This is a genomic window from Nonomuraea sp. NPDC048882, assembly GCF_040649755.1.
Lineage (GTDB): Bacteria > Actinomycetota > Actinomycetes > Streptosporangiales > Streptosporangiaceae > Nonomuraea > Nonomuraea maheshkhaliensis.
In genome coordinates this window covers 39440-62379 of the sequence record NZ_JBEZGB010000031.1, presented here as the reverse complement: position 1 = coordinate 62379, position 22940 = coordinate 39440, and the positions used below count along the sequence as shown (strand labels likewise).

At 72.4% G+C, this 22940-nt stretch carries 18 protein-coding genes and 1 pseudogene; 11 read left to right on the top strand and 8 right to left on the bottom strand.

Annotation, left to right across the window (positions count from 1 at the left end; genetic code table 11):
- Nucleotides 1–91 precede the first annotated feature (91 nt).
- Complete coding sequence (locus AB0C27_RS53035; protein ID WP_357862403.1) at nt 92–1108, top strand: alcohol dehydrogenase catalytic domain-containing protein; 1017 nt, start codon at nt 92–94, stop codon at nt 1106–1108.
- 249 nt (nt 1109–1357) lie between these two features.
- Complete coding sequence (locus AB0C27_RS53030) at nt 1358–1822, top strand: hypothetical protein (RefSeq protein ID WP_357862401.1); 465 nt, start codon at nt 1358–1360, stop codon at nt 1820–1822.
- Nucleotides 1823–1909: 87 nt separating this feature from the next.
- Here the strand turns inward: AB0C27_RS53030 and AB0C27_RS53025 are convergent, their stop codons facing one another.
- On the bottom strand, nt 1910–2425 hold the full coding sequence (locus AB0C27_RS53025) for a helix-turn-helix transcriptional regulator (RefSeq protein ID WP_357862399.1): 516 nt from the start codon (nt 2423–2425) through the stop codon (nt 1910–1912).
- Nucleotides 2426–2546: 121 nt separating this feature from the next.
- On the opposite strand from AB0C27_RS53025, the gene AB0C27_RS53020 reads away from it, so the two are divergent.
- Complete coding sequence (locus AB0C27_RS53020) at nt 2547–3464, top strand: aldo/keto reductase (RefSeq protein WP_357862397.1); 918 nt, start codon at nt 2547–2549, stop codon at nt 3462–3464.
- Here AB0C27_RS53020 and AB0C27_RS53015 read toward each other — a convergent pair.
- Nucleotides 3427–3861, bottom strand: coding sequence for an HIT domain-containing protein (locus AB0C27_RS53015; RefSeq protein ID WP_357862395.1), 435 nt, complete (start codon nt 3859–3861; stop codon nt 3427–3429). The genes AB0C27_RS53020 and AB0C27_RS53015 overlap by 38 nt on opposite strands.
- A 100-nt stretch (nt 3862–3961) precedes the next feature.
- On the opposite strand from AB0C27_RS53015, the gene AB0C27_RS53010 reads away from it, so the two are divergent.
- From AB0C27_RS53010 to AB0C27_RS52995, 4 genes are all read left to right on the top strand, one after another.
- A complete protein-coding gene (locus tag AB0C27_RS53010; protein ID WP_357862393.1) occupies nt 3962–4150 on the top strand; it encodes a hypothetical protein in 189 nt (62 codons plus the stop codon).
- 72 nt (nt 4151–4222) lie between these two features.
- Nucleotides 4223–5335, top strand: a complete 1113-nt coding sequence (locus AB0C27_RS53005) for a TOMM precursor leader peptide-binding protein (protein ID WP_357862391.1) — start codon at nt 4223–4225, stop codon at nt 5333–5335.
- Nucleotides 5296–6579: a hypothetical protein gene (locus AB0C27_RS53000; protein WP_357862390.1), complete on the top strand. Its 1284-nt coding sequence runs from the start codon at nt 5296–5298 to the stop codon at nt 6577–6579. The genes AB0C27_RS53005 and AB0C27_RS53000 overlap by 40 nt, the downstream gene beginning before the upstream one ends.
- A gap of 43 nt (nt 6580–6622) precedes the next feature.
- Nucleotides 6623–10447 (top strand): WD40 repeat domain-containing protein, encoded by a 3825-nt coding sequence (locus AB0C27_RS52995; RefSeq protein WP_357862388.1) that lies wholly within the window; start codon nt 6623–6625, stop codon nt 10445–10447.
- Nucleotides 10448–10466: 19 nt separating this feature from the next.
- Here the strand turns inward: AB0C27_RS52995 and AB0C27_RS52990 are convergent, their stop codons facing one another.
- Nucleotides 10467–13565 (bottom strand): BTAD domain-containing putative transcriptional regulator, encoded by a 3099-nt coding sequence (locus tag AB0C27_RS52990; protein ID WP_357862386.1) that lies wholly within the window; start codon nt 13563–13565, stop codon nt 10467–10469.
- A gap of 378 nt (nt 13566–13943) precedes the next feature.
- Between AB0C27_RS52990 and AB0C27_RS52985 the strand changes: the two genes are divergently transcribed.
- Nucleotides 13944–15554, top strand: a complete 1611-nt coding sequence (locus tag AB0C27_RS52985; RefSeq protein WP_357862384.1) for a phospholipase A2 — start codon at nt 13944–13946, stop codon at nt 15552–15554.
- Between the two features lie 245 nt (nt 15555–15799).
- Here AB0C27_RS52985 and AB0C27_RS52980 read toward each other — a convergent pair whose 3' ends face one another.
- Nucleotides 15800–15925, bottom strand: a complete 126-nt coding sequence (locus tag AB0C27_RS52980) for a hypothetical protein (RefSeq protein WP_357862382.1) — start codon at nt 15923–15925, stop codon at nt 15800–15802.
- 52 nt (nt 15926–15977) lie between these two features.
- On the opposite strand from AB0C27_RS52980, the gene AB0C27_RS52975 reads away from it, so the two are divergent.
- Nucleotides 15978–17861 carry a S8 family serine peptidase gene (locus tag AB0C27_RS52975; protein WP_357862380.1) on the top strand — a complete coding sequence of 628 codons (1884 nt, stop codon included), beginning with the start codon at nt 15978–15980 and terminating at the stop codon, nt 17859–17861.
- 80 nt (nt 17862–17941) lie between these two features.
- Here AB0C27_RS52975 and AB0C27_RS52970 read toward each other — a convergent pair.
- Nucleotides 17942–18934 (bottom strand): annotated as a pseudogene (locus AB0C27_RS52970) (AMP-binding protein); the annotation flags it as partial.
- Nucleotides 18935–19127: 193 nt separating this feature from the next.
- On the opposite strand from AB0C27_RS52970, the gene AB0C27_RS52965 reads away from it, so the two are divergent.
- Both AB0C27_RS52965 and AB0C27_RS52960 read left to right on the top strand, forming a co-directional pair.
- On the top strand, nt 19128–20312 hold the full coding sequence (locus AB0C27_RS52965) for a histidine kinase (RefSeq protein WP_357862378.1): 1185 nt from the start codon (nt 19128–19130) through the stop codon (nt 20310–20312).
- The gene (locus tag AB0C27_RS52960) at nt 20309–20995 is read left to right on the top strand and encodes a response regulator transcription factor (RefSeq protein WP_357862376.1); all 687 of its coding nucleotides are present in this window, start codon (nt 20309–20311) and stop codon (nt 20993–20995) included. The genes AB0C27_RS52965 and AB0C27_RS52960 overlap by 4 nt, the downstream gene beginning before the upstream one ends.
- A 16-nt stretch (nt 20996–21011) precedes the next feature.
- On the opposite strand, the gene AB0C27_RS52955 is transcribed toward AB0C27_RS52960, so the two are convergent.
- Genes AB0C27_RS52955 through AB0C27_RS52945 form a run of 3 tightly spaced genes read right to left on the bottom strand, consistent with a single transcriptional unit; the run spans nt 21012 to nt 22922 of the window.
- Nucleotides 21012–21338, bottom strand: a complete 327-nt coding sequence (locus AB0C27_RS52955) for an SDR family NAD(P)-dependent oxidoreductase (RefSeq protein WP_357862374.1) — start codon at nt 21336–21338, stop codon at nt 21012–21014.
- The gene (locus tag AB0C27_RS52950) at nt 21295–21756 is read right to left on the bottom strand and encodes an SDR family NAD(P)-dependent oxidoreductase (protein WP_357862372.1); all 462 of its coding nucleotides are present in this window, start codon (nt 21754–21756) and stop codon (nt 21295–21297) included. Before AB0C27_RS52950 ends, AB0C27_RS52955 begins: the two co-directional genes overlap by 44 nt.
- On the bottom strand, nt 21753–22922 hold the full coding sequence (locus AB0C27_RS52945; protein WP_357862370.1) for an alpha-hydroxy-acid oxidizing protein: 1170 nt from the start codon (nt 22920–22922) through the stop codon (nt 21753–21755). The genes AB0C27_RS52950 and AB0C27_RS52945 overlap by 4 nt, the downstream gene beginning before the upstream one ends.
- Nucleotides 22923–22940 lie beyond the last annotated feature (18 nt).

Below are 22940 nucleotides of genomic sequence, written 5' to 3'. Positions count from 1 at the left end.
TAGGTCGCGCAGGGCCGATGGTGACCCTCATAAGGGCCTCTGACGAGGGAAAACTGATGAGTGTCAACACGACAGAGCAGCGAGGTACATCATGACCAAGATTCGTTCCGCCCAGGTGACCGAGGTCGGCGGCGGCTTCACCTTCGTCGAGGCTGACCTGCCCGAGCCGGGGCGCGGCGAGGTCCGCGTCAAGGTCGAGGCCGTCGGCGTCTGCCACACCGACCACTACTTCGTCAACGGCGGCTACCCCGTGGAGTGGCCGGCCGTGTTCGGCCACGAGATCGCCGGCCGCATCGACGCCCTCGGTGCGGGCGTGACCGGCTGGACGGTCGGCGACCGCGTCGAGGTCGGCTGGTTCGGCGGTAACTGCGGGTCCTGCGACGCCTGCCGCGCGGGCGACTTCATCCACTGCGCCCAGGTCAAGGTGCCGGGCTGGCACTACGCCGGCGGATACGCCGATGCCACGATCGTCCCGGCCACGGCGCTGGCCCGGATCCCCGAAGGGTTCTCAGCGGTCGACGCCGCGCCCATGGGCTGCGCGGGCGTCGCGACCTTCAACTCCCTGCGCCGCAGCTCCGCCCGCCCCGGCGACCTGGTCGCGGTGCTCGGCATCGGCGGGCTCGGCCACCTGGGCATCCAGTTCGCCGCGAAGATGGGCTTCGAGGTGGTGGCGATCTCGCGCGGCACCGAGAAGGCCGACCTGGCCAAGCGGCTCGGCGCGCACCACTACATCGACTCCACGGCGAACGACCCAGCCGAGGCGCTGCAGGCGCTCGGCGGTGCACAGGTCGTGCTCGCCACGGCCATGAGCTCCGCCGCGATGAGCGCGGCGATCGACGGGCTGAAGTACAACGGCGAACTGCTCGTGGTCGGCGCCACGCCCGAGCCGATCGAGGTCAGCCCGTTCCAGATCCTGCCGAGCTCGAAGTCGGTGCACGGCCACCCGTCCGGGACCGCCAAGGACGTGGAGGACACCCTGCGCTTCGCCGCGCTGACCGGCGTGCGGCCCATCACCGAGGAGCGTCCGCTGGAGCAGATCAACGAGGCGTACCAGCGCGTGGTGGACAACCAGGCCCGCTACCGCGTGGTCCTCACCACGGGAAACTGACCCGCGAGCACCAGGTCCGTTGCCGCCAGGTGCTCGCCACGGGCAACCGGCCCGAGCCGACCAGGCCCGTTGCCGCTCGGCGCGCACCACCGGAGACCGGCCCGAACGCACCGGATCGGGCGGCCCGGTGGCGCCGGGACGGGACGGCAGGCCGGTGGGGTCGTCCGCCGGTCGGTGAAAGATCGTCGGGCTGAATGAGGCCCGAGTAGGCTGTGCCGCGACCGTTCCGCGACCGTGAAGGAGCCGCGCATGACCGCCGACCCGACGATGGCCCGGATCGCCCAGGGCGTGGAGCTGAACCACCAGCAGGGCCGGCGTGACGACGCCCGCGAGCTGTTCGCACGGATCTGGGACGACATCGGCGGCGAGCAGGGCGATCCGCTGCACGTCTGCGTCCTCGCCCACTCGATGGCCGACGTGCAGGACGACGTGCGCGAGGAGCTGATCTGGGATCTGCGCGCGCTCGCCGCCGTCGGCTCGATCACGGACGAGCGGGTGGCCCAGGCCGGGGTGCCGCTGTCAGTGGCCGGCCTGTATCCGTCGCTGCACCTCAACCTGACCGAGTGCTACCGCAAGCTGGGCGAGCTCGACCGCGCCCGTGCGCACCTCCAGCAGGCGCGGGACGGGATCGGCGCGCTCGGCGACGACGACTACGGGCGGCTCATCAAGGGCGGCCTGGAACAACTGGCTGCCCAGCTGGACGAGACCGTCTGATCGGCGGATACCTCGGCCTGAACAAGACCCACCTGGCCAACGCGCTGTCAGCTGCCGCGATCAACCTCATCCGCCTAGACGCCTGGCTCACCGAGACACCCCCGGCGCGACCCGAGTCTCACACTCCGCGCGCCTCGACCTGGCACTCACCGCATGACCCACCGAATTGGGCAACAGCGTCCTGAAAGGCGGAGCACTGCCGACGCCTTGGCAGCGGTGGTTCATCAGCATGGCCGGCCGCGGTGACAGGTCGGCGACCAGCTGGGCCAGCGGCGGCGGCGCGGTGGTGGCGCGCTCGCCCGCGTCGCTCGGCCGCTGCCGGGACAGGTTGAAGAGGTAGGCGCGCTCGTCGGGGGCCAGGCGCAGCGCCCGCGCCAGCGCCTCCGCCACGCCGGCCGAGGGTCGCAGCCCGCGGCCCTGCTCCAGGCGGACGATGTAGTCGATGCTGACCCCGGCCAGCTCGGCGACCTCTTCGCGGCGCAGCCCCGGGGTCCGGCGTGCCTGCCAGCGCGGCGGCAAACCGAGGTCGCGCGGGTCGAGGCGTTCGCGCCGGGGCCGCAGGAAGGCGGCCAGCTCCTGGGTCGTGTCCACGGTGCCGGTCATCGCCTTCGATTTTGCCGCGAGGGTGGGAAAATCCTTCCCCGGCATTTCCTTCCCTTACCCCCTGCTCAGGGCCGTCGCAGACTCGGAGCTCGACAACGGATCACGAGCTCAGGAGGACACGATGTCACTCACCCTCGACACCTACCGGCTGCTGGGCCGCTCCGGGCTGCGGGTCTCGCCGCTGGCGCTGGGCGCGGCGACGTTCGGCACCGAGTGGGGCTGGGGCGCCGAGCGGGACGACGCGCGCAAGCTGTTCGACCGGTACGTCGAGCGCGGCGGCAACTTCATCGACACCGCCAGCACGTACACCGGCGGCAGCTCCGAGCGCATTCTGGGCGAGTTCGTCGGCGACGACCGCGAGCGCCTGGTGCTGGCGACGAAGTACACGACGCTGCGCCGGCCCGGCGACCCCAACTCCGGCGGGCCGCACCGCAAGAACCTGTTCGCGTCGGTGGAGAGCAGCCTGCGCCGGCTGAACACCGACTACATCGACCTGCTCTACCTGCACGTGTGGGACTACACCACGCCGGTCGAGGAGATCATGCGCGGGATGGACGATCTGGTCCGGCAGGGCAAGGTCCTGTACGTGGCGATGTCGAACGTCCCGGCCTGGCAGATCTCGCGCATGCAGGCCATCGCCGACCTGCGTGGCTGGGCGCCGGTGGTCGCGCTGCAGATCGGCTACAGCCTGATCGACCGTACCGGCGAATGTGACCTGATTCCCATGGCGCGCGAGCTGGGGCTGGGCGTGGTGCCGTATTCGCCGCTGGCCGGCGGGGTGCTCACCGGCAAGTACAGCTCCGGCGACGTGACCGCCGCGGACCGGGCGGCCGGCGACGGCACCCGCAGGAGCGTCACCATCGCCGGCGGCTCGCTCACCGAACGCAATTTCGCCATCGTGGACGTGGTGCGGGAGATCGCCAAGGAGGTGGGCGGTACACCTGCCCAGGTCGGGCGCCGCCGACCTCCCTGGTCGCGTTCGACGCGGACGGGGGCGCCGTTCAGCTCTGCGCCGGCCGCTGTTCCGCCGCGGTCCTGATCTGGTCGGCCAGGGGGGCCAGCGACGACAGCGGCAGCTCCCGGTGCGTCCAAGCCTGCCGCAGGTCGTCGGTGGCGTAACGGGGCAGCAGGTGCAGGTGGAAGTGGAACACGCTCTGCCAGGCCGTGGCGCCGGTGGCGTGCCAGATGTTCATCCCACCCGGTTCCAGCGCGCGCCGCAGCAGGTCGGCGGTGTGTACGGCGCCGCGCATCAGCAGGCCCGCGCGGTCCGGGCCGATGTCGGTCAGGTCGCGGCAGTGCTCTCGCGGGACGACCAGGGTGTGGCCGCGGGTCGCCTGCGAGATGTCGAGGAAGGCGACCACGTGCTCGTCGGAGTGGACGATCTCGGCCGGGATGTCGTCGGCGATGATGCCGCAGAACGTACAGGTGCCGGCCATGTCGGGCCTTCCTCTCACTCGGTCGCGCCGCCCGCCGTTTCCACAGCGGTTGTCCGAAAAATTACGGCATTGACGGCCATATCGTGCAGGTGTCAGGATCTTGCTCACAAGAGTGGCGAGCGGGACTCACGTTGTTTCTCGTGTCCTTCGCCGGTCGTCGTACGGGGAGTCTCCCCGGCTTGAGGTCGAGAGCGAGGAGATGTCGATGAAGAAGAAGAAGCTCGAAGTCAAGATCAGGAAGCTCGAGAAGATCGAGACCACCATCAACCGCGGCGGACAGAGCGGTTGATCTACTGACACACGGAACCGGCCGGAGAAGATCCGGCCGGTTCCGCTTTTCATGGGAAGGAGAAGGTGACGAGTGCGCCTGCCCAGGGTCAAACGCGTTCACCAGCCGTTCCTGCTGCCGGGCAACCGCATCGTCATCGGACTGTCCCAGTTCGGGGTGGCCTCCGAGATAGCCGACGACGACGAGGGCAGCATCGCCGCGATCGTGGCCCTCATGGACGGCACCAGGACGGTCGACCAGATCTGCGCCGACTTCACCGCGACCCGTCCCGACGTGGACGACGACAGCGTGCGCGACGTCGTCGCCGGCCTGATCGAGGGCGGCTTCATCGAGGACGCCGGAGCGCCCGTGCCGGAGAACCTCACCGAGCGCGACCTCGCCCGGCACGAATCGGCGCGCCACTTCTTCAGCTGGATCGACACCACGCCGCGTACGTCACCGCACGAGGTCCAGTCCAGGATCAAGGCGGCCCGGGTGAGCCTGCTCGGCGTGGGCGGCACCGGCTCCGCCGTGGCGGCGGGACTGGTGTCGAGCGGCATCGGAGCGCTGCGGATCGCCGACTTCGACCGCGTCGAAGAGTCGAACCTGACCCGCCAGCTCCTGTACGCCGAGCCGGACGTGGGCGAGCCCAAGGTCGACCAGGCCGTCGCCCGGCTGCGGGCGATGAACGGCGCGGTCGAGGTGACCGGCAGCGACACCAGGGTGACCGGCCCCGACGACGTCGTGAAGCTGATGAGCGGCTACGACCTGTTCGTCCTGTGCGCGGACGAGCCCCATCCGGAGATCGTCCAGTGGACCAACGAGGCCGCCCTGCGGACCGGCACCCCGTGGTTCATGAGCCTCTACACCGGGCCGATGGTCGTCGTGGGCTCGTTCGTGCCCGGCGAGACCGGCTGCTGGGCCTGCCTGGACCGGCAGGAGGAGGCACGCAAGGAGAAGGAGCTCGGGCGGCTGCTGCCCGAGTCACGACCGAACGCGGTGGTCGCGGCCAGCGCGAACATCAGCGGCCACCTCTGTGCGCTGGAAGTGCTGTATCAGCTCGGCGGCCTGCCGGCGCAGACCCGTGGCAGGGTCTTCCACTGGAACATGGCCGTCTGGGACCACCAGTACTTCATCGACGTCCCGCGTGACGACGACTGCCCGCTGTGCGGGCCGGGCTCGCCGCACGGGCCGGGGACCGGGTGAGCGTCCCGGCGGCCGAGGTCGGCGCGGGCAGCGTCGTACGCCTGCACCCGCTCGTCGTCCGTCCCGACGACGAGGACCCGGAGACGATCGTGGCCGGACGCCCGGACCTCGGCGAGTTCGTCGAGCTGCCCGCGGTGTGCGGAGAGGTGATCCGGCTGCTCGGCGAAGGGCGTCCGGTCGCGGACGTCGAAGCCGCCGTCGCCGACGAGCATGACGTCGAGCTGGACGTGGCCGACTTCGTGGAATCGCTCGCCGACCTCGAGTTCGTGGCCGAGATCGACGGGCGGCCGCTGCCGGGGACCGCGCCGAAGGCCGCCCACTTCGCGGGCATCACCGAGCGGCACGTACGCCCGCTCTTCGCCCGGCCCGTCAGGCTGGTCTGGCTCGCCGTCGTCGCGGCCGCGGCACTGACCGTCGTCGTGCGGCCAGGGTTGTTCCCCCATCACCGTGACTTCTTCTGGAGCGAGTACACCGGGCTCTCCGTGCTGGTCAACACGGCCTTCTTCTCCGTCGTCGCGAGCGTGCACGAGATGATGCACCTGCTGGCGGCACGTTCGCTCGGCGCTCCGGCACGCATCGCGTTCGGCACCCGGCTGCACTACCTCGTCGTGCAGACCGACGTCACCGCCATCTGGGGCGTTCCGCGCCGGCGCCGCTACCGCGTGTACCTGGCCGGGATGGCCTCCGATCTCCTCCTCATCGCCACGATGCTGCTGGCCGTGGCGTACCTGCCGCTGTCCGGCTTCGCCGAGGCGCTGCTGCGGGCCTTCATCCTGACCACGCTGCTGTCCCTGCCCCTCCAGGCCCAGATCTACATGCGCACCGACCTCTACTTCGTGCTGCGCGATCTGCTCCGGTGCAAGGATCTGTTCGGGGACGGGCTCCGTTACGTCCGGTATCTGCTCGCCCGGGCGGTCGCCCCGTTCAGGAAGCCCTCCGCGCCGGCCGCCGACCCCACCGGCGAGCTGGCCCCGCACGAGCGGCGGGCCGTACGGATCTACGCCGTCGCCCTCGCCCTGGGCGGTTCCGTCACGCTGACGGTCTTCGCCTTCTACGGCGGCCCGATCATCGTCAACGGGCTGGTTCACGCGTTCGCCGCCGTCCGAGAGGGTCTGCGCGGCGGGTCCGTGGTCGCCGCGGTGGACGCCGCGCTGCTCATCCTGGTCGAGGGCGGCATCCAGGTGATGTTCCTGGTGACGTTCTTCAGGACGCGCCGCCCGTGGCTCCGCCGGTCGAGGTCGTGACCGGGGCTTGTCCGGTCGCCTTCAGTAGCCGTATGGTCACCGCATGGAGCGGGACGGGCCTGACGTTCATCTCGTCGCGCATGCCTCCGGGGAGGCCGTCGTCCACCAGGCCGCGCGTGACCAGCATTTCCACTACGGGGACGGGGTGCGCGGGCGGCGGCGGGGCGAGGCCGCCGGGGACGAGTGCCCATACCCGGGGCTGGCCGCGTTCGGGCCGGATCAGGCCCGGTGGTTCTTCGGGCGGGACGAGGTGGTCGCGGAGCTGATCGACCGGCTCGACGGACGGCTGGAGCGGGGCGGGCCGCAGCTGGTGGTGGCTCCTTCCGGCGCGGGTAAGTCGTCGTTGCTGCGGGCCGGGCTGGTGCCCCGGCTGCAGGCGGGGGCGTTGCCCGGGTCGGCGGCGTGGGCCGTGCTGACCCTGATGCCCGGGCCCGATCCGTTGCGGGCGCTGGCCGCGGCGATCTGCCTGCGTACCGGCGGACAGGCCGATGAGGTGGCCGAGGCGCTGGCCACCGATCCGGGAAGCGGCGCGCGCCTGTTGCGCGCGGCCGGCCTGCCAGGGCGGACGGTGCTGATCGTCGACCAGTTCGAGGAGGTCTTCACGCTGTGCGGCGCGCAGTCGCGGCGGGCGGCCTTCATCGAGGCGCTGGACCGCCTGGCCGGGCCGGGGCAGGCGCTGGTGGTGGCGGGGCTGCGGGCCGACTTCTATCCGGCCTGCGCCGGGTACGCGGCGTTGCGGCGAGCGTTGCAGGATCGGCAGCTCCTGGTCGGGGCCATGAGCGAGGAGCAGGTACGCGAGGCGATCCTCTATCCGGCGCAGGAGGCCGGGCTGGAGGTCGAGCCGGGCCTGACCGAGCTGCTGCTACGCGACCTCGGCGTCCGCGACGACAGCGGTCGTGACGGCGGCATTCGCGACGGCGGCATCAGTGACGGCGGCGTTCGTCACGGCGGCGTTCGTTACGGCGGCGCGGGCGAGGGTTACGAGGCCGGGCGGCTGCCGCTGCTCGCGCACGCGCTGCGGGCCACCTGGCAGCAGCGGCACGGCTCGTCCCTGACCGCCCAGGGTTACCGCGACACCGGCACCATCCACCAGGCCATCGCCAAGACCGCCGAACTCGTGCACACGGCGCTGGCCCCCGGCGCCCGGCAGGCGGTGCGGCCGCTGTTCCTGCGCCTGGTCAAGCTCGGCGACCACGGCGAGGACACCCGCCGCCCGCTGTCCAGGGACGACGTGGCGGGCGAAGCGGCCGTGGCCGCGCTGACGGCCTTCACCGACGCCCGGCTGATCACCCAGGACGCGGGCACGATCCACATCACGCACGAGGCGCTGCTGCGCGAATGGCCGCGGCTGCGCGGCTGGCTGGACGCCGACCGCGCCGGCGGCCTGCTCCGCCAGGACCTGGAGGACACGGCCGCCGCCTGGACGCGCTCCCGCCACGACGCTTCCCTGCTGTTCCGAGGCAGCCGCCTCGAAGCCGCCCGCGCATGGGCCGCCGAGCACGGCGTTCACGACGACCGGGCCAGGCGGAACGCTCGGGACCGCACCAGGGCCGACCCCCCTGGGAAGGCGGGTGAGGGCGGTGGGCTGAGTCCGGCTGGGCAAGAGTTTCTGGGCGCGTCGGTGCGGGCGTGGCGGCGGGGGCGGCGGCTGCGTACCGGCGTCACGGCCGTGCTGACCGTGCTGACCGTGCTCGCCGGCGCCGCCGCCGTCTTCGCCTCCGTGCAGCGGAGCGAGGCGGTACGCCAGCGCGACACCGCGCTCTACCACCGCATCCTGGCCGAGTCCGACCGGACCGCCGGCACCGACATAGCGCTGTCGGCTCAACTGGCGCTGCTCGCCCACCGCAGGCGCCCGCCCGATCAGCCGCCAGGCGAGACCTACACGCGCCTGCTCACCACCCAGCACGTCCCGCTGCCCGCGCAGCTCACGGGACACCGCGGCGACGTCAACCAGGTGGAGTTCACCCCGGACGGCCGCACCCTGGTCAGCGCCGGCGGCGACGGCAGGCTACGCCTCTGGGACGTGGCCCGGGGCCAGGGCAGGACTCTCACCGGGCACGCGGGGCCCGTCTACGCGCTGGCGATCGGCCGCGCGGGCACGACGGTGGCGAGCGCGGGCAGCGCCGGCGAGGTCCGGCTGTGGGACGTGACCGACCCCGCCAGGCCGGGCCCGAAGGGCATCCTGGCGACCGGCTCGGCCGAGGACGTCAACCACGTGGCGTTCAGCCCGGACGGCAGGACGCTGGCCGCGGCCGGGAACGCGGGCACGATGTGGACCTGGGACGCCACCCACCCCGAACGTCCCGGGCGCAGGCTCAAGCACCACGACTCCGCCGTCCACGCGGTCGTCTTCAGCCCGGACGGTCGCACCATGGCCAGCTCGGACGCGGACGGTGTGGTGAGATTGTGGGACATGTCCGCCAAGGACGGGCCTACCCCGCGCGTCCAGCGGCGGATCGGCTCCGGCGGCGTGCCGGTCAACGCACTGGCGTTCAGCCCGGACGGGAAGCTCCTGGTCAGCAGCGGCACCGACCGGGCCATCAGAGTGTGGGACGTGACCGTGCCCGGCCGGATCGAGCCGCGCGCCAACCCCGTCCCAGGCCACACCAACACCGTCCGCGCACTGGCCTTCAGCTCCGACGGCGTCACCCTCGCCAGCAGCGGCGACGACCAGACGATCCGGATGTGGGACCTGACCTCGCCCTTCTGGCCCGTCCCGCGCGGGCGTCCGCTCACCGGGCACCGGGACAACGTCTGGGGCCTGGCGTTCAGCCCCGACGGCACGGTCCTGGCCAGCGGCGGCGACGATGACGTCATCCGTCTGTGGCACCTGCCGGCCGGCCAGCGCTCCGCGCACGCGGGCGGCGTCACCACGACGGCCTTCAGCCCGGACGGCCGCGTCCTGGCCAGCGGCGGCGGCGACAGCAAGGTGCGACTGTGGGACGTCACCGACCGGCTGCGCCCTCGCGGCAGCGCGAGTCACACCGGTTACGTCTACGCGGTCGCGTTCAGCCCCGACGGCCGCACCCTGGCCAGTGCCGCCGCCGACCGCGCCGTGAGACTGTGGGACGTGACCGGCCGCCCCACCTCCCGCGGCCCGCCGCTGCGCGGCCACGCCGGCGCCGTGCACGCGGTGGCCTTCAGCCCCGACGGCCGCACTCTGGCGAGCGGAGACGCGGCCGGTGTGGTGAGAATGTGGGACGTCACCGATCCGAACCGTCCTACGCTCCGCGGCCGTCCGCTGCCCAGCCGTCCGTTGCCGGGATACTCCGGGTTCGTCCACGGGCTGGCGTTCAGCCACGACGGCACGACCCTGGCCGCCGCCACTCACGACAAGTCGGTACGGCTGTGGGACGTGCGTGACCCCGGCCGTCCCGCCGAGCGCGACCGGCTGGTGACCGGCCACACCGGAAGCGTCCGCGCGGTCGCGTTCAGCCCCGACGGCCGCACCCTGGCCAGCGCGGGCGAGGACCGGCAGGTGCGGCTGTGGGACCTCACCGGCCGCCCGGCGAGCCGCCGCCTCACCGGGCACACCGGCGCGGTCTTCTCGGTGACCTTCAGCCCCGACGGCCGGACGCTGGCCAGCGCGGGCGCCGACGGCTCGCTCCGTCTGTACGACGTACGCGATCCGGCGCGCCCCGCCGTGCGCGGCGGCCCGCTCACCGCGCACACCGACAACGTCATGTCGGTGGCGTTCAGCCCCGACGGCACCAGGTTGGCCGGCGGCGGCAACCACTACCTGGTGTCGCTGTGGCACCTCGACGAGGAGCGGGCCGCCCGCCGCGTCTGCGCCCTCACCCGGCTCACCCCGCAGGACTGGCGCGACCACGTCGGAGCCGACCTCCCGTACGACCCTCCCTGCCGCTGAGGCAGCGGCGGCACGGGAACTATCCGTTCCGTACGGGGGCCATCGCGTCCAGGGCGGTGAGCGCGTCGGCCTCGCGCAGGTTGCCGAGCTGCCGGAACAGCGCCAGCGCCTGCCGCCTGGCCCGCCTCGCCGCGTCGTGGTCCCCCTTGGCGTGCCGCGCGGCGCCCAGGGCCTTGAGCGCGAGAGCCTGCTCGTACGTGTTGCCGGTCTGGCGGCTGATCCCGACCGCGTCCAGCAGGTGACGGCAGGCGGCCTCGTGCTCTCCCGCGGCGTGGTCGAGCTCGCCGAGCAGCCGCAGGCCGACGCTCTGGCCGAGCGGGACGACGTACTCGTCGAAGACCTTCAGCGCGCGTTCGACGAGGTCGCGCGCGTCCGGCTGCCGCAGCACCCGGCCGAGATCGCCCGCGGCGAGCAGCAGGTACGCCTCCAGCACCCGCTCACCCCGGCCACGGCACACGTCGATGTGCTCCTGGAGCCGGCCCCACGTCTGCCGCGCCGCGACGTCCCTGCCGGGCGTGGCGGCCAGCTCCCACAGGGCGAGCACCCGGTCGTGGATGGCGCCGCTGCGCTCGGCGAGCTGGAAGCTGAGCTCGGCGTAGCGGGCGGCGTTGACGTCGTGTCCCTGCTCGCGCGCCATGATCGCCCGCAGGTACCACAGGCGCCCGAGGCCCAGGGCGTATCCGGCCGACCTCGCCTCCATCATGGTCTCGGTGACGAGTTCGAGCGCCTGGTCGAAGTTGCCCCTGTGACGCAGCCCGAACCCGCACAGGAACAGGGCGTCGATCTTCGCGTGCCGGTCGCCGGTCCGGCGGAACGTCTCCAGCGCGGACTCCGCCCCGACCAGGATGACCCCCGACGGGGCTCTGAACCCGATCATCCGCAGGAAGCCCAGGTTGCGCAGCATGACGGCCTCGCCGCGCCGGTTGCCCGCCCGGACGCACGCCTGGCGGGCCAGCTCGTGGGTGCGCAGCCAGTCGTGGTAGAAGCCGCGTACGGCGAAGTAGTTGATCGCGGTGGCGGCGAGCTCCCATGCGGTGTCGTCGTCCAGCCCGGCCGCGCCCGCCTGGGCGATGAGCGCGGGCAGGCAGGCGCGCTCGCTGTCGAACCACGCCGTGGGGTTGGCCTGGGTGGCGCGGACGATGGCCGGGTCGGCCGGCCATCGGGGGGCCGAGCCGCGGATGTCGGCGGCGACGCGTTCGGCGAGCAGCCGGTCGGCGCTTTCGGCGAGGGAGAGCCAGGCGCCGAGCGCGCGGGTGCGCAGCCGGGCGTGCGTCTCTGGCGGGTCCTCGTGCTCGGCGCGCTCGCGGGCGTACAGGCGGACGAGGTCGTGCAGGCGGTAGCGGTTCTGGCCCAGCCCGTCGGTGCCGGACCAGGTGAGCAGCTGGGCGTCGAGGAGGGAGTCCAGGTGGCTCTCCGCCTGTTCGACGGAGACGTCGAGCATCGCGGCGGGTAGCCAGGCGGCGAAGTCGGGCACGTCGAGCAGGCCCAGCGAGCGGAAGAAGAGCCGGCTCCCCGGTTCCAGCCCGGCGTAGCTGAGCTCCAGGCTGGCCCGGACCGCCAGGTCGCCCTCGGAGAGCTCGTCCAGCCGCTGCCGTTCGTCCATCAGCCGGGTGGCCATCCGCTCCAGCGGCCAGTGCGGGCGGGCGGCCAGCCGTCCGCCCGCCACCCGGATGGCCAGCGGCAGGTAGCCGCACAGCCGCACGATCGTCTCGGCCACCTCGGGTGCGCCGGCCGGGCGCTCCTCGCCGACGATCCTGGTCAGCAGGTGCCGGGCCGCGTCCGGGTCGAGGACGTCCAGGTGCAGCGGCTGGGTGCCCAGCCAGCCGAGCCGTCTCCTGGAGGTGACGATCACGGCGCAGCCGGGGCCGCCGGGCAGCAGCGGACGGAGCTGCCGTTCGCTCGCCGCGTTGTCGAGCACGACCAGCAGCCGGGAATGGGCCATCAGCCCCCGATAGCGTTCCGCGCGCTCCTCCGTGCTCGTGGGGAGCGCCCTGCCGTCGTCGCCCAGCGCCGTGAGGAAGCGGGCCAGCACCTCGCCGGGTTCGGCCGGATGCCGCTCGGCGCCGTGCAGGTCGACGTAGAGCTGACCGTCGGGGAAGTGGGTGCGGAGCTGGTGCGCGACGTGCACGGCGAGCGTCGTCTTGCCGACGCCGCCGTGGCCGCACAGCGCCGTCGCGGCCGGCGCGGTCGCCCCGTCGCCGCTGGTGAGCTGCTTCACGAGCAGGCGCACCTGCTCCTCGCGGCCGGAGAAGTCGGCGATGTCGGGCGGCAGCATGCACGGCGGCCTGGTCCCGGCCGGCCGCGCGCGGGCGGCCCGGCCCGGAGCGGCGGAACCTCCGCCGCGCGCCAGGCCGGCGGCAACGGCGCCGCGCACGGGCCGCTCGTCCCGCAGGATGGCGCGCTCCAGGTCCCGCAGCTCCGCCCCCGGCTCGATGCCCAGCTCGTCCACGAACAGGCGGCGGGTCTCGCGGTAGACCTCCAGGGCCTCGGTACGCCGCCCGCACCGGTACAGCGCCAGCATCTGCTGACGGCGCAGGCTCTCCCTGAGCGGATGCTCGGTGGTGAGCCGTTCCAGCCTCGGCAGCACGTCGGCCGGCCGGCCCAGCTCAAGGTCGGCGTCGATGCCGAGCTCCAGGGCGGTGAGCCGGCCCCGTTCCAGCCGGGCCCGCTCCATCTCGACCACCGGGGTCGAGGCAACGTCGGCCAGCGCGCCTGAGCCGTACCAAAGGGCCAGGCCCTGCGACAGCCGGTCGGAGGCCGACTGCCACCGGCCGGCGGCGGCGTCGAGCTGTCCTTCCATGAGCAGCCGGTCGAAGACGCCGCTGTCCAGCGCCTGCGCCTCGGCCTGCAACTGGTATCCGGGTGGCCGGGTGAGCAGGCGGCGCCCGAGCCCGTCGCCCAGGACCCGCCGCAGGCGCATCACGTACGCGTGGATCGTGTTGTGCGCGGAGGCGGGCGGGCGTTCGCCCCAGAGCTCGTCGATGAGCCGGTCGATCGAGACCATCCGGCCGCCCGCGAGCAGCAGCACGGCCAGCACGGCACGCTGCTGAGGTGCGCGGATCGTGGCCCATCCGTCACCGTCGGCGACCTGGAGGGGGCCGAGTAATCGAAACTCCACGACACTCTCCGTTCGCACGGGAATCGTCGCGATCATTATCAGCTCGATCAAGATCCGTGAGAAGAGGCGCGGATCGAACACCGCTGACGTACCCTCCCCGCGCGCCGTCCCGCCCCGCGGGCGGAGAGGTGACGCGGGCCGGGCGATGTGGCGCGAATGTGGCGCCGGCCGCCGCCGGCGAGCCGGCCGGATCAGGCCCCCGGCCAGGGGTTTCCTGCGACCGGCCGGATCGGGTACACGGCGGCGGGAGGCGGCCGGCCCCGGGCGTGGCACGCCGGAACGTCAGCCTGCCGTCAGCCGGGCGTCATGACGGGCTCTCATCCTCCGAATCGGATGGTCCGGGTTCGACAACCACTCTCCGTAAACAGGAGGAACCACGTGCGCCGATTAGCACTGCCCGTCGCCCTCGCGGCGATGCTCGTCCCCTTCTCCGTCTCACCGTCCGTCGCCGCCGCCGCGCTGGACGAGCCGCCGCTGGCCGACGTCAAGGAGATCGGTCCCGGCCTGTACTCCGCCGACACGAAGACCTTCAAGCTCACCGAGCTGGACGTCTCGGCGGGCTCGGTCAGCCGCAAGCACGGCGTGGCGCTGACCGGCGGCGATCTGGCCCGGCCGCAGTCGGCCCCGGCCACCCGGCCCGAGCTGGGCGTGTTCGGTCCGGGCTGGCAGGCCGAGTTCGCCGGCGGGGCGATCAACCGCAAGCTGGAGGTCCAGAACGGCCTGATCGTCGTCACCGATCTGGAGGAGGGGACGCAGACCCAGTATCCGCTGGCGAGCGACGTCTCAAGCCCGGACGGGGGCAGCATCCGTACCTACGAGGCCGCCAACGGATCCACGATCACGCAGCTCACCAAGTGGGACGCGAACCTCGGCGTCATGCGCACCACGACGACCGAGACGCTGAAGACGGACCCCGGCCCCGTCGAGGCGGACGACGACGCCTTCGCCGACGCCGCCGGCGCCCCCATCGGCCAGGGAGCTCTCCAGCTCAAGTACACCTGGTCCCGGCCGGCCGGGGCGCCGAGCGCCGACCCCTGGCGGGTGACCAGCGTGGGCACCGCCGCCTTCGGCTCGTCCACGATCACGTACGACGCCCAGGGCCGCGTCAGCACCGTCGGGGAGCCGGCCGGCGCCGGCACCCCCGACACCGTCACCAGGTTCACCTACGCCACGGCCACCACGGCGGCGGGCGACACCTTCGGCGACTTCGCCGGCCGGCTCAAGTCGATCTCGGTGGCGTACGGGACCGAGGCGCCCCTGACCGAGGCCACCTACGCCTACGACCCGAACGGCCTGCTGCGCGGCATGGCCGACCCGAGCGAGGGCACCGTCCAGGCGGCCTACGACTACGACCCGACGGGCCGCCTGTCGACGATCCAGTCCTCCAGCAACGGCGGCTGGCAGCTCACCTTCCCGGCCGGGGCCGCCGCTCCCACGGTGACCGCCACCGACCCCGACATGCCGGAGAACGGCGGGGAGACCGAGGGCGCGGCCGGGCTCGACGACCCCGACGCGACCGAGCCGCCGGCCAGCGACTTCCTGCCGGACGGCGTGGACCCGCCGCAGTCCTACCCGCGCAAGTGCAACACGGCCAAGGAATGGATGTGGTACACGACCAAGGGCTGCTCGGCCTGGGCCTACCACGGCGGCAAGTTCCGCAAGCCGGCCTGGAAGCGCACCGCCAACGGCTTCAAGGTCAGGGGCATCACCTACGACCACTGCACGAAGTCGCCCGACAAGCCGCACAACTTCGACTTCCGCCCGGCCTGTGACTCCCACGACTACGGCTACGGCCTGATGGCCAACAAGAAGAAGAAGTACAAGTACTACCTCGACAACACACGCTCGAAGAAGCTCGACGTGGACAACCGCTTCTACATCACCCTGCGCGACAAGGTGTGTGGCGGCTACTTCATCCTGGTACGCCCCGACTGCCGGGCATGGGCGGTCGTCTACCACAAGTTCGTCAAAAAGTTCGGCAACCCGTGATCCCCCTGACGCGCCACCTCTGACCTGCTCGGTGGCCCTCCTCCGACCGGATGGCGGCATCGGCCGCCATCCGGTCGCGCCACGAACCGCGAACGGGGCACCGGTGGCCCCGCTCCCGGGCGGCCGCCGGCCCGCCACCCACGAACCACTCAGCGCCACAGATCTCGCTGGAAGAGGCGACTCCCTGCCATGAAAAGATCGCTGCCCCTCGTTTTGGCGTTAGCTGTCACGACACTCCTGGGCGCTCAGGTGGCGCCGGCGACCGCGGCGCCGAGCCCGGCGCCGGTCAGCCCGGCCCCGAATCCGGCGCCGGCGACCCTGCCGCCGAAACCCGCCCGCACCGTCACCTCGAACGCGGAGCGTCCGGTCATCGATCCCGCCCTGCCCGCGAAGACGGACGACGGCCGCAAGATCCGCGTCAACGTGGTCACCAAGTCCCGGAGCGACCTTCCCGCCGCGACCGCCGCCGGCACGCCGCTGCGCACGTTCTCCCGCTATCCGGTGGTCACCCTGCGGGTGGACGCGGCCGGTCTGAACCGGCTGCAGTTGCAGACCGGCGTGGTGAGCGTCACCGAGGACGTCCCCGTCCCCCCGGTGCTCGCTCAGAGCGTCCCCCTGATCGGCGGTGACAAGACCAGGGCCGAGGGCCTGACCGGCGCCGGCACCGCGGTCGCGGTGCTGGACACCGGGGTGGCCCGCACCCACCCCTTCCTGACCGGCCGGGTCGTGGCCGAGGCCTGTTTCTCGCCGTCCGACGCCGAGTACGGCGCCTCCAGCCTGTGCCCCAGCGGCGAGGACGAGCAGGAGGGCACCGGAGCGGCCGACACCGACCAGGGCCCCTGCTCGGTCGCCCCGCTCAACTGCGCCCACGGCACGCACGTGGCGGGCATCGCCGCCGGGAACGGCGCGAACGTCAGCGGAGCACCGCCGGCCGGCGTGGCCCCCGGCGCGAACGTGGTCGCGATCCAGGTGTTCAGCAAGTTCGGCACCGACGAGTTCTGCGGCACGGGCGCCTCGCCGTGCGTGCTCAGCTTCACCAGCGCCCAGCTCTCGGGGCTGGAGAAGGTCCTGGAGCTCAAGGAGTCCGGCGTCCCGCTCGTGGCCGCCAACCTGAGCCTCGGCTCCGGCCGCTACACCGCGGACTGCGGGGAGACCGACCTGCGCGGTCCTGTCATCGAGGACCTGCTGGCCGAGGGCGTGGCCACGGTGATCGCCGCAGGGAACGACGGCTACAACGACGCCGTCGCCGCTCCCGCCTGCGTCTCCTCCGCCATCACCGTGGGCAGCACCACCGACGAGGACGGCGTCTCCACCTTCAGCAACCGCGGCGCGCTGCTCGACCTGATGGCGCCCGGCACCGGGATCGTCTCCTCAGTGCCCGGCGCCAAGTGGGCGAGCATGAACGGCACCTCCATGGCCGCCCCGCACGTCACCGGGGCGTTCGCCGTACTGCGCCAGAAGTTTCCGGCCAAGAGCGTCGACGAGCTCCTCACGCTGATGAAGAGCACGGGCCGGCCCATCACGAACGGCTCCGCCGTCACCCCCCGGCTCCAGCTGGACGCCGCCGCCCTCGGCAGCACCCCCGAGGAGCCCGACCCGGAGGACCCCGAGGGCCAGTGGTCGCGTTTCTTCATCAACTCCAACAAGTACAAGATCCCGGACCCCGGCAAGGTGGACTCGCCGCTCCCGGTGAGCGGCATCAAGGGCTCGGGACCCGTGTACCTGCACATCTGGGTGTACGTCGTGCACACCTGGGTGGGCGACCTGAAGATCGAGCTGGTCGCCCCGAACGGCACGATCTACAACCTGCAGAACCCCTCCCCCAGTGACGCCACGTCCCTGTCGGAGGTCTACCGGGTGAACGCCAGCAAGCTGACGACGGTGAACGGGACGTGGAAACTGCGCGCCACCGACGCCTACAAGGGCGACACCGGCACCATCAGCTCCTGGTCCATGGACGTCCCCTTCTACGAGAACACCAACGAGTACGCCATCCCCGACAGCGGCGTCGTGGAGGCGCCCATCACGGTCACCGGATGGTTCCCCGGCAACGCCTACGACGACGTGACGATCGGCGTCGACATCGATCACACCTGGTGCGGCGACCTGCAGATCGACCTGGTCGCCCCGAACGGCTCCGTCTCCAAGCTGCTGCTGCCGGATCCCACGGACGACGGGGACGGGATCTCGAAGACCTTCTGGGTGGACGCGAGACAGTTCCCGGCCAACGGCACCTGGAAGTTACGGGTCAAGGACGTCACCGCCGGCGACGTCGGAACCCTCAGGAGCTGGTGGCTCAAGTTCTGACCCGCCGACCCACCGACCCGCCGACCCGCCGACGCCTCGGCCGCCGACCCGGCGACCGGGGCGGCCGGCGTGGCGCTCTCCCCCGGCTTGAGCACGACCACGGCCTTGATCTCCTCGCCGTGGGACTCGTCAGAGACGCCGATGACGGCGGCCAGCGAGATCGCCGGATGGGTGAGCAGGACCTCCTCGACCTCGCGCGGGTAGACGTTGAAGCCGCCGCGGATGATCATCTCCTTGGCCCGGTCGACGATGGAGTACCAGCCGTCCTCGTCGCGCCTGGCCAGGTCGCCGGTGCGGAACCAGCCCTCCCCGGTGAGCACCTCGGCGGTGTCCTCGGGGCGGCCGTAGTAGCCCTTGAACACGTTGTGGCCCCTGATCGCGATCTCGCCGACCGCACCGGGCGTCCAGTCGATCTCCTCCCAGCTCGACGGCTTGAGCAGGGTGAGCTCGACGCCCGGGATCGCCGTGCCGATGGAGCCGGCCCTGGCGGGGGCGCCGCGCGGCTTGAAGGCGGCCACCGGCGAGGTCTCCGACAGGCCGTAGAGGATGACGGCGGTGTCGTCCTCGTCGGTGGCGACCGTGGCGAACGTGGCCGGCCGCCCGCCGACGGCGGCGCCGAACGTCTCGGCGCCCTCGATCGGGCTGGGCGCGGCCGGGTCGGCGGTGACCACGAAGAAGTGCCTGACGCTCCCGGCGGCCTGGAAGCCCGCGTACGCCTCCCGGCCGATGGGCAGCTCGGGGCTGCCCTCGAAGGCGAACAGCGCGACCGCGTCGGAGTCGGCGAGGTGGTAGGCGACCTCGCGGCCCTTGAGCAGCACGTTGAGCGGCACGACGGTGGCGCCGGCCTTGAGGATGCCGTTGTAGACGATGGTGAAGTACGGCAGGTTGGGGATCATCAGGGCGACCTTGTCGCCGGGCCGCACGCCGCGCGAGACCAGCAGGCCGGCGACCTGGTTGGCGGCGGCGTCCACCTGGGCGTAGGTCAGGCGGGTCGCGCCGAGCACGATCGCGGCACGGTCCGGGTGCTTGGTCGCGCTCGATTCGAGCAGCGAGGACAGGTTGTACGACGGCACGGGCCCTCCATCACGAGACCGGATTGCCGCAAACGTACAGACCCGGGCGCGTGGCGAGCGTCACACCATTCGGGGAGGCATGCCCCCTGATCGGGGGATTCATCCGAGGGCGGGTCAGTGATAGATGGTTCAGATGGCCGATGTGGAGGATGCCGGTACGCCCGTAGCGCACTGGTCCGCGCGACGGAGGGAAGTGCACGGTGTGATGCAGTCGCTCGCCCGGCAGGCTCGGCTCATCGCCCTGGCCTGCCTCCTGGTCGACGTCGCGTTGTACGTGGTGGCGACGCCCGCTCTGCCCGCCGCGCCCAGGATCGGCGGGCTGGTCGCCATCGTGTGCGTGGACGCCGCGCTCGCGCTGCCGCCCCGGTACTCAGGGCACGTGGCCGTCGCGCACGCGGCCGCCGCCATCGGCCTGGCGCTGCTGCTCCAGGCGACCCCCGGCGCGGACTGGGACCTCATCGGCGGCGTGATCGCCGCGTACCGCACCGGCGCCTGGCTGCGTGACCGGTCGAGCATCGCCGCCGCCGTCGTGCTGGCGGCCGGGATGGCGGTCGCGGAGTCGGTGGCCGGCCCAGGCGATCCGCTGTCGGCCGTCACCGGGATCATGAAGGACGCGTTCATCCCCTGGCTGGTCGGCCGCTACACCTCCGCGCGCCGCGGCTACATCGCCGAGCTGCACCGCAACCGCGAGATGGAGGTACGCGACGCCACCGCCAAGATGGAACGGGCCGCGGAGCGGCTGCGCACGTCGATCGCCCGTGACCTGCACGACGTCATCTCCCACCACGTGAGCGCGATCGGCGTGCACACGGGCGCGGCCCGGCTCAAGCTGGCCGCGCGGCCCGAGTGCGCCGATCCGGACATCATCGACTCGCTCACGGCCGTCGAGGCGTCCAGCCGGTCGGCCATGCTCGACCTGCGCCGGGTGCTCGACGTCCTGCACAGGACCCCGGGCTCGGCCGGCCAGCTCGGCCTCGGCAACCTGAACGGGCTGCTCGACGGCGTCCGGCGCTCGGGCCTCGGCATCCGGTTCCAGGTGGCCGGCCCGCCGCGCCGGCTGCCGGGCTCGGTGGACATCGCGCTGTACCGGATCGCCCAGGAGATGCTGACCAACGCCCTGCGTTACGGGAACGGCGGCACCGTGGACGTCGATCTGGAGTTCGCCGGGGAGCGGGTGGAGCTGGGCGTGCGCAACGGCATCGGCACCTGCCCGCAGCGGGCCGAGCGGCCCTCGACCGGGCGCGGGCTCGTGGGCATCAGAAGCCGGGTCGCCCTGTTCGGCGGCACCGTCACCCACGGGCCCGACGCCGCGGGAAAGACCTGGGAGACCAGGGTGAGCGTACGCTTTGACGCGCCATCGCCAGGAGAGACACCGTGATATCCCGCATCCTCATCGCCGACGACCACGCGGCCTTCCGCTCCGGGCTGCGCGCCATCCTCAGCACCCAGCCGGACCTGGAGTGCGTGGCCGAGGTCGCCGACGGGCGCGCCGCGGTCACGGAGACGCTCCGGCTCCGGCCCGACCTGGCGATCCTCGACGTGCGCATGCCCAGGCTCGACGGCCTCGCGGCGGCGGCCGAGATCAAGGCGTCGGGGCTGACCAGCGTCCGGATCCTCATGCTGACCACGTACGACAGCGACGAATACCTCCATCGTGCGCTGACCGCTGGGGTGCAGGGCTTCGTGCTCAAGAGCCTGCCCGCCGAGGAGCTGATCGCCGCGGTCAAGGCGGCGGCGCGCGGCGACTCCTACGTCGACCCGTCCGTGGTCCGGCGGCTCACGCCGCGCATCGCCGACGCCATCGCCCCGGCCGAGCGGCAGGCCCAGACGCTGCCGCCGGGCATGGCCCGGCTGACCGCCCGGGAACACGAGGTGTTCCTGCTGCTCGCCGAGGGGTTCACCAACCAGGAGATCGCGACGACCCTCTACATCGGCGACGAGACCGTCAAGACGCACGTCTCACGGATCCTCACCAAGCTCAAGCTGCGCGACCGGGTGCACGCCGTGCGGTACGCCTACCGGTACGGCATCGTCCGCGTCGCCGACGAGCTGGACGGCTGACCCCGCGAGGCTGGGGTCACCAGCCCGGTGACTCGTCGATCGCCGCGCCGCGGAACGCCCCCGTCATGGTCCCGGGCGCGAGCGTGGCCAGGTGGACGGGGGCCGCCGCGCCCTCGGCCAGGGTGCGGTCACCGCGCCGGTCGGTGGCGGCGTTGATGTCGGTCGGCACCCGCCCCGGCGTGACGGAGTTGACCTGGATGCCGTCGGCTCGCAGCGCCTCGGCGTACAGGAGCGTGAGCACGTTCAGCGCGGCCTTGGAGGAGCTGTAGGTGAGCGCCCCGAGCTTGCGCTGGCGGCTGTCAGGGGCGCTCAGCGCGGTCAGCGACCCCAGGCGGCTGGACAACGTTGACGATCCGCCCGTTCGCCGACCTGCGCAGCAGCGGGACGCAGGCCGAGGTCACGGTGACGACGCCGAAGACGTTCACCTCGTAGGTCGCGCGCATCTGGTCGGCGGTGATGTCGGGGACCGCGGTGCCGATCTCGCTGGAGATGCCCGCGTTGTTGACCAGGACGTCGAGACGGCCGGACTCGGCCTCGATCACGGCGACCGCGTCCGCGACCGAGCCGGCGTCGGTGACGTCGAGCCGGACGAAGCGCACGTCGCCGCCGGCGGCGGCCAGCTCGCCTGCCGCCTGCCTGCCGCGGGTCTCGTCCCTGGCGCCGAGATACACCCGCATGCCGAGGCCGGCGAGCTGCCGGGCGATCTCCCGGCCCAGCCCCTTGTTCGCCCCCGTGACCAGGGCGACGTCAGCGGCCGTCATCCCGGCCCGTCCAGAGTGCGCTGGATGTTCGCCCGTACGGCGGCCACGTCCGGGTAGCCGTTCACGGCCATCAGCAGATCCGCCTCGGCCAGGAACATCCGGAGCAGATGGATCAGCCCGGGCACGCCCCCGAGCGCGAGCCCGTACACGTAGGGGCGGCCGATGCCGACCATGGTGGCGCCCAGGCCGAGCGCCTTGACCACGTCGCTGCCGCTGCGCACGCCGGAGTCGAACAGCACCGGCACCCGGCCGTCGCAGGCCGCGACGACCGCCGGCAGCAGCTCCAGGGCGCTGAGGCCGCCGTTGGCCTGGCGGCCGCCGTGGTTGGAGCAGTAGACGCCGTCCACGCCCGCGTCCACGGCGCGGCGGGCGTCGTCCGGGTGCGCGATGCCCTTGAGGATGAGCGGCAGATCGGTCAGTGAGCGCAGCCATTCGAGGTCGGCCCAGGTCAGCGGGTTGCCGAAGAGCCCCGCCCAGGTGCGGACGATCGCCTGCGGATCCTCGGAGCCGGCGAGCCGGCGGAAGACCGGATCGCTGGTGTAGTTCTTCAGCACGTGCCCGCGCAGCTGCGGGAAGTTGCCCGACGCCAGGTCCCTCGGCCGCCAGCCGGGCAGCCACGTGTCGAGGGTCACGGTGATCCCGCTGTAGCCGGCCCGGGCCGCGCGCTCGACCAGGCTGGCCGCGAGGTCGCGGTCCTTGGGCGTGTAGAGCTGGAAGAAGCTCGGGGTCTCGCCGGCGTGCGGGATGACCTCCTCCAGCGGATCCTCCATGAGCGTGGAGAACATCGCCGGCACGCCGGTGGCGGCCGCCGCCTGGGCGATGGCGACGTCACCGTGCCGATCGGGGGTCACCAGGCCGGCCACCCCGACCGGCGCCATGAAGATCGGCGTGGGGAAGGCATGCCCCCAGGCCGTCACCGACAGGTCCCGCTCGACCGCGCCGACCAGCATCCGGGGCACGACCCCCCAGTGCGCGAACGCCTCGACATTGCGCCGCTGGGTCGCCTCGTCCCCCGCGCCGCCGGCGATGTACGACAGCAGCGACGGGTCGAGCGCGGCGACCGCCCGGCGTTCCAGGGTCGCGTAGTCCATCGGGAAGTCGGAGACGCGCCCGTTCAGCGCGTTGAAGTAGATCTCCAGCTGGTAGTCACCGAACGCCTGACTCATGCCCTCTCACCCTCACCC

What these genes read in the sequence shown, in the direction of transcription:
- AB0C27_RS53035 (WP_357862403.1), top strand. Translation starts at nt 92, where the DNA reads ATGACCAAGATTCGTTCCGCCCAGGTGACCGAGGTCGGCGGCGGCTTC.
- AB0C27_RS53030 (WP_357862401.1), top strand. Translation starts at nt 1,358, where the DNA reads ATGACCGCCGACCCGACGATGGCCCGGATCGCCCAGGGCGTGGAGCTG.
- AB0C27_RS53025 (WP_357862399.1), bottom strand. Translation starts at nt 2,425, where the DNA reads ATGACCGGCACCGTGGACACGACCCAGGAGCTGGCCGCCTTCCTGCGG.
- AB0C27_RS53020 (WP_357862397.1), top strand. Translation starts at nt 2,547, where the DNA reads ATGTCACTCACCCTCGACACCTACCGGCTGCTGGGCCGCTCCGGGCTG.
- AB0C27_RS53015 (WP_357862395.1), bottom strand. Translation starts at nt 3,861, where the DNA reads ATGGCCGGCACCTGTACGTTCTGCGGCATCATCGCCGACGACATCCCG.
- AB0C27_RS52995 (WP_357862388.1), top strand. Translation starts at nt 6,623, where the DNA reads ATGGAGCGGGACGGGCCTGACGTTCATCTCGTCGCGCATGCCTCCGGG.
- AB0C27_RS52980 (WP_357862382.1), bottom strand. Translation starts at nt 15,925, where the DNA reads ATGACCGGACGCTCCGCGTTCGAGGTGACGGTGCGGGCGGGTTTCGGC.
- AB0C27_RS52950 (WP_357862372.1), bottom strand. Translation starts at nt 21,756, where the DNA reads ATGACGGCCGCTGACGTCGCCCTGGTCACGGGGGCGAACAAGGGGCTG.
- AB0C27_RS52945 (WP_357862370.1), bottom strand. Translation starts at nt 22,922, where the DNA reads ATGAGTCAGGCGTTCGGTGACTACCAGCTGGAGATCTACTTCAACGCG.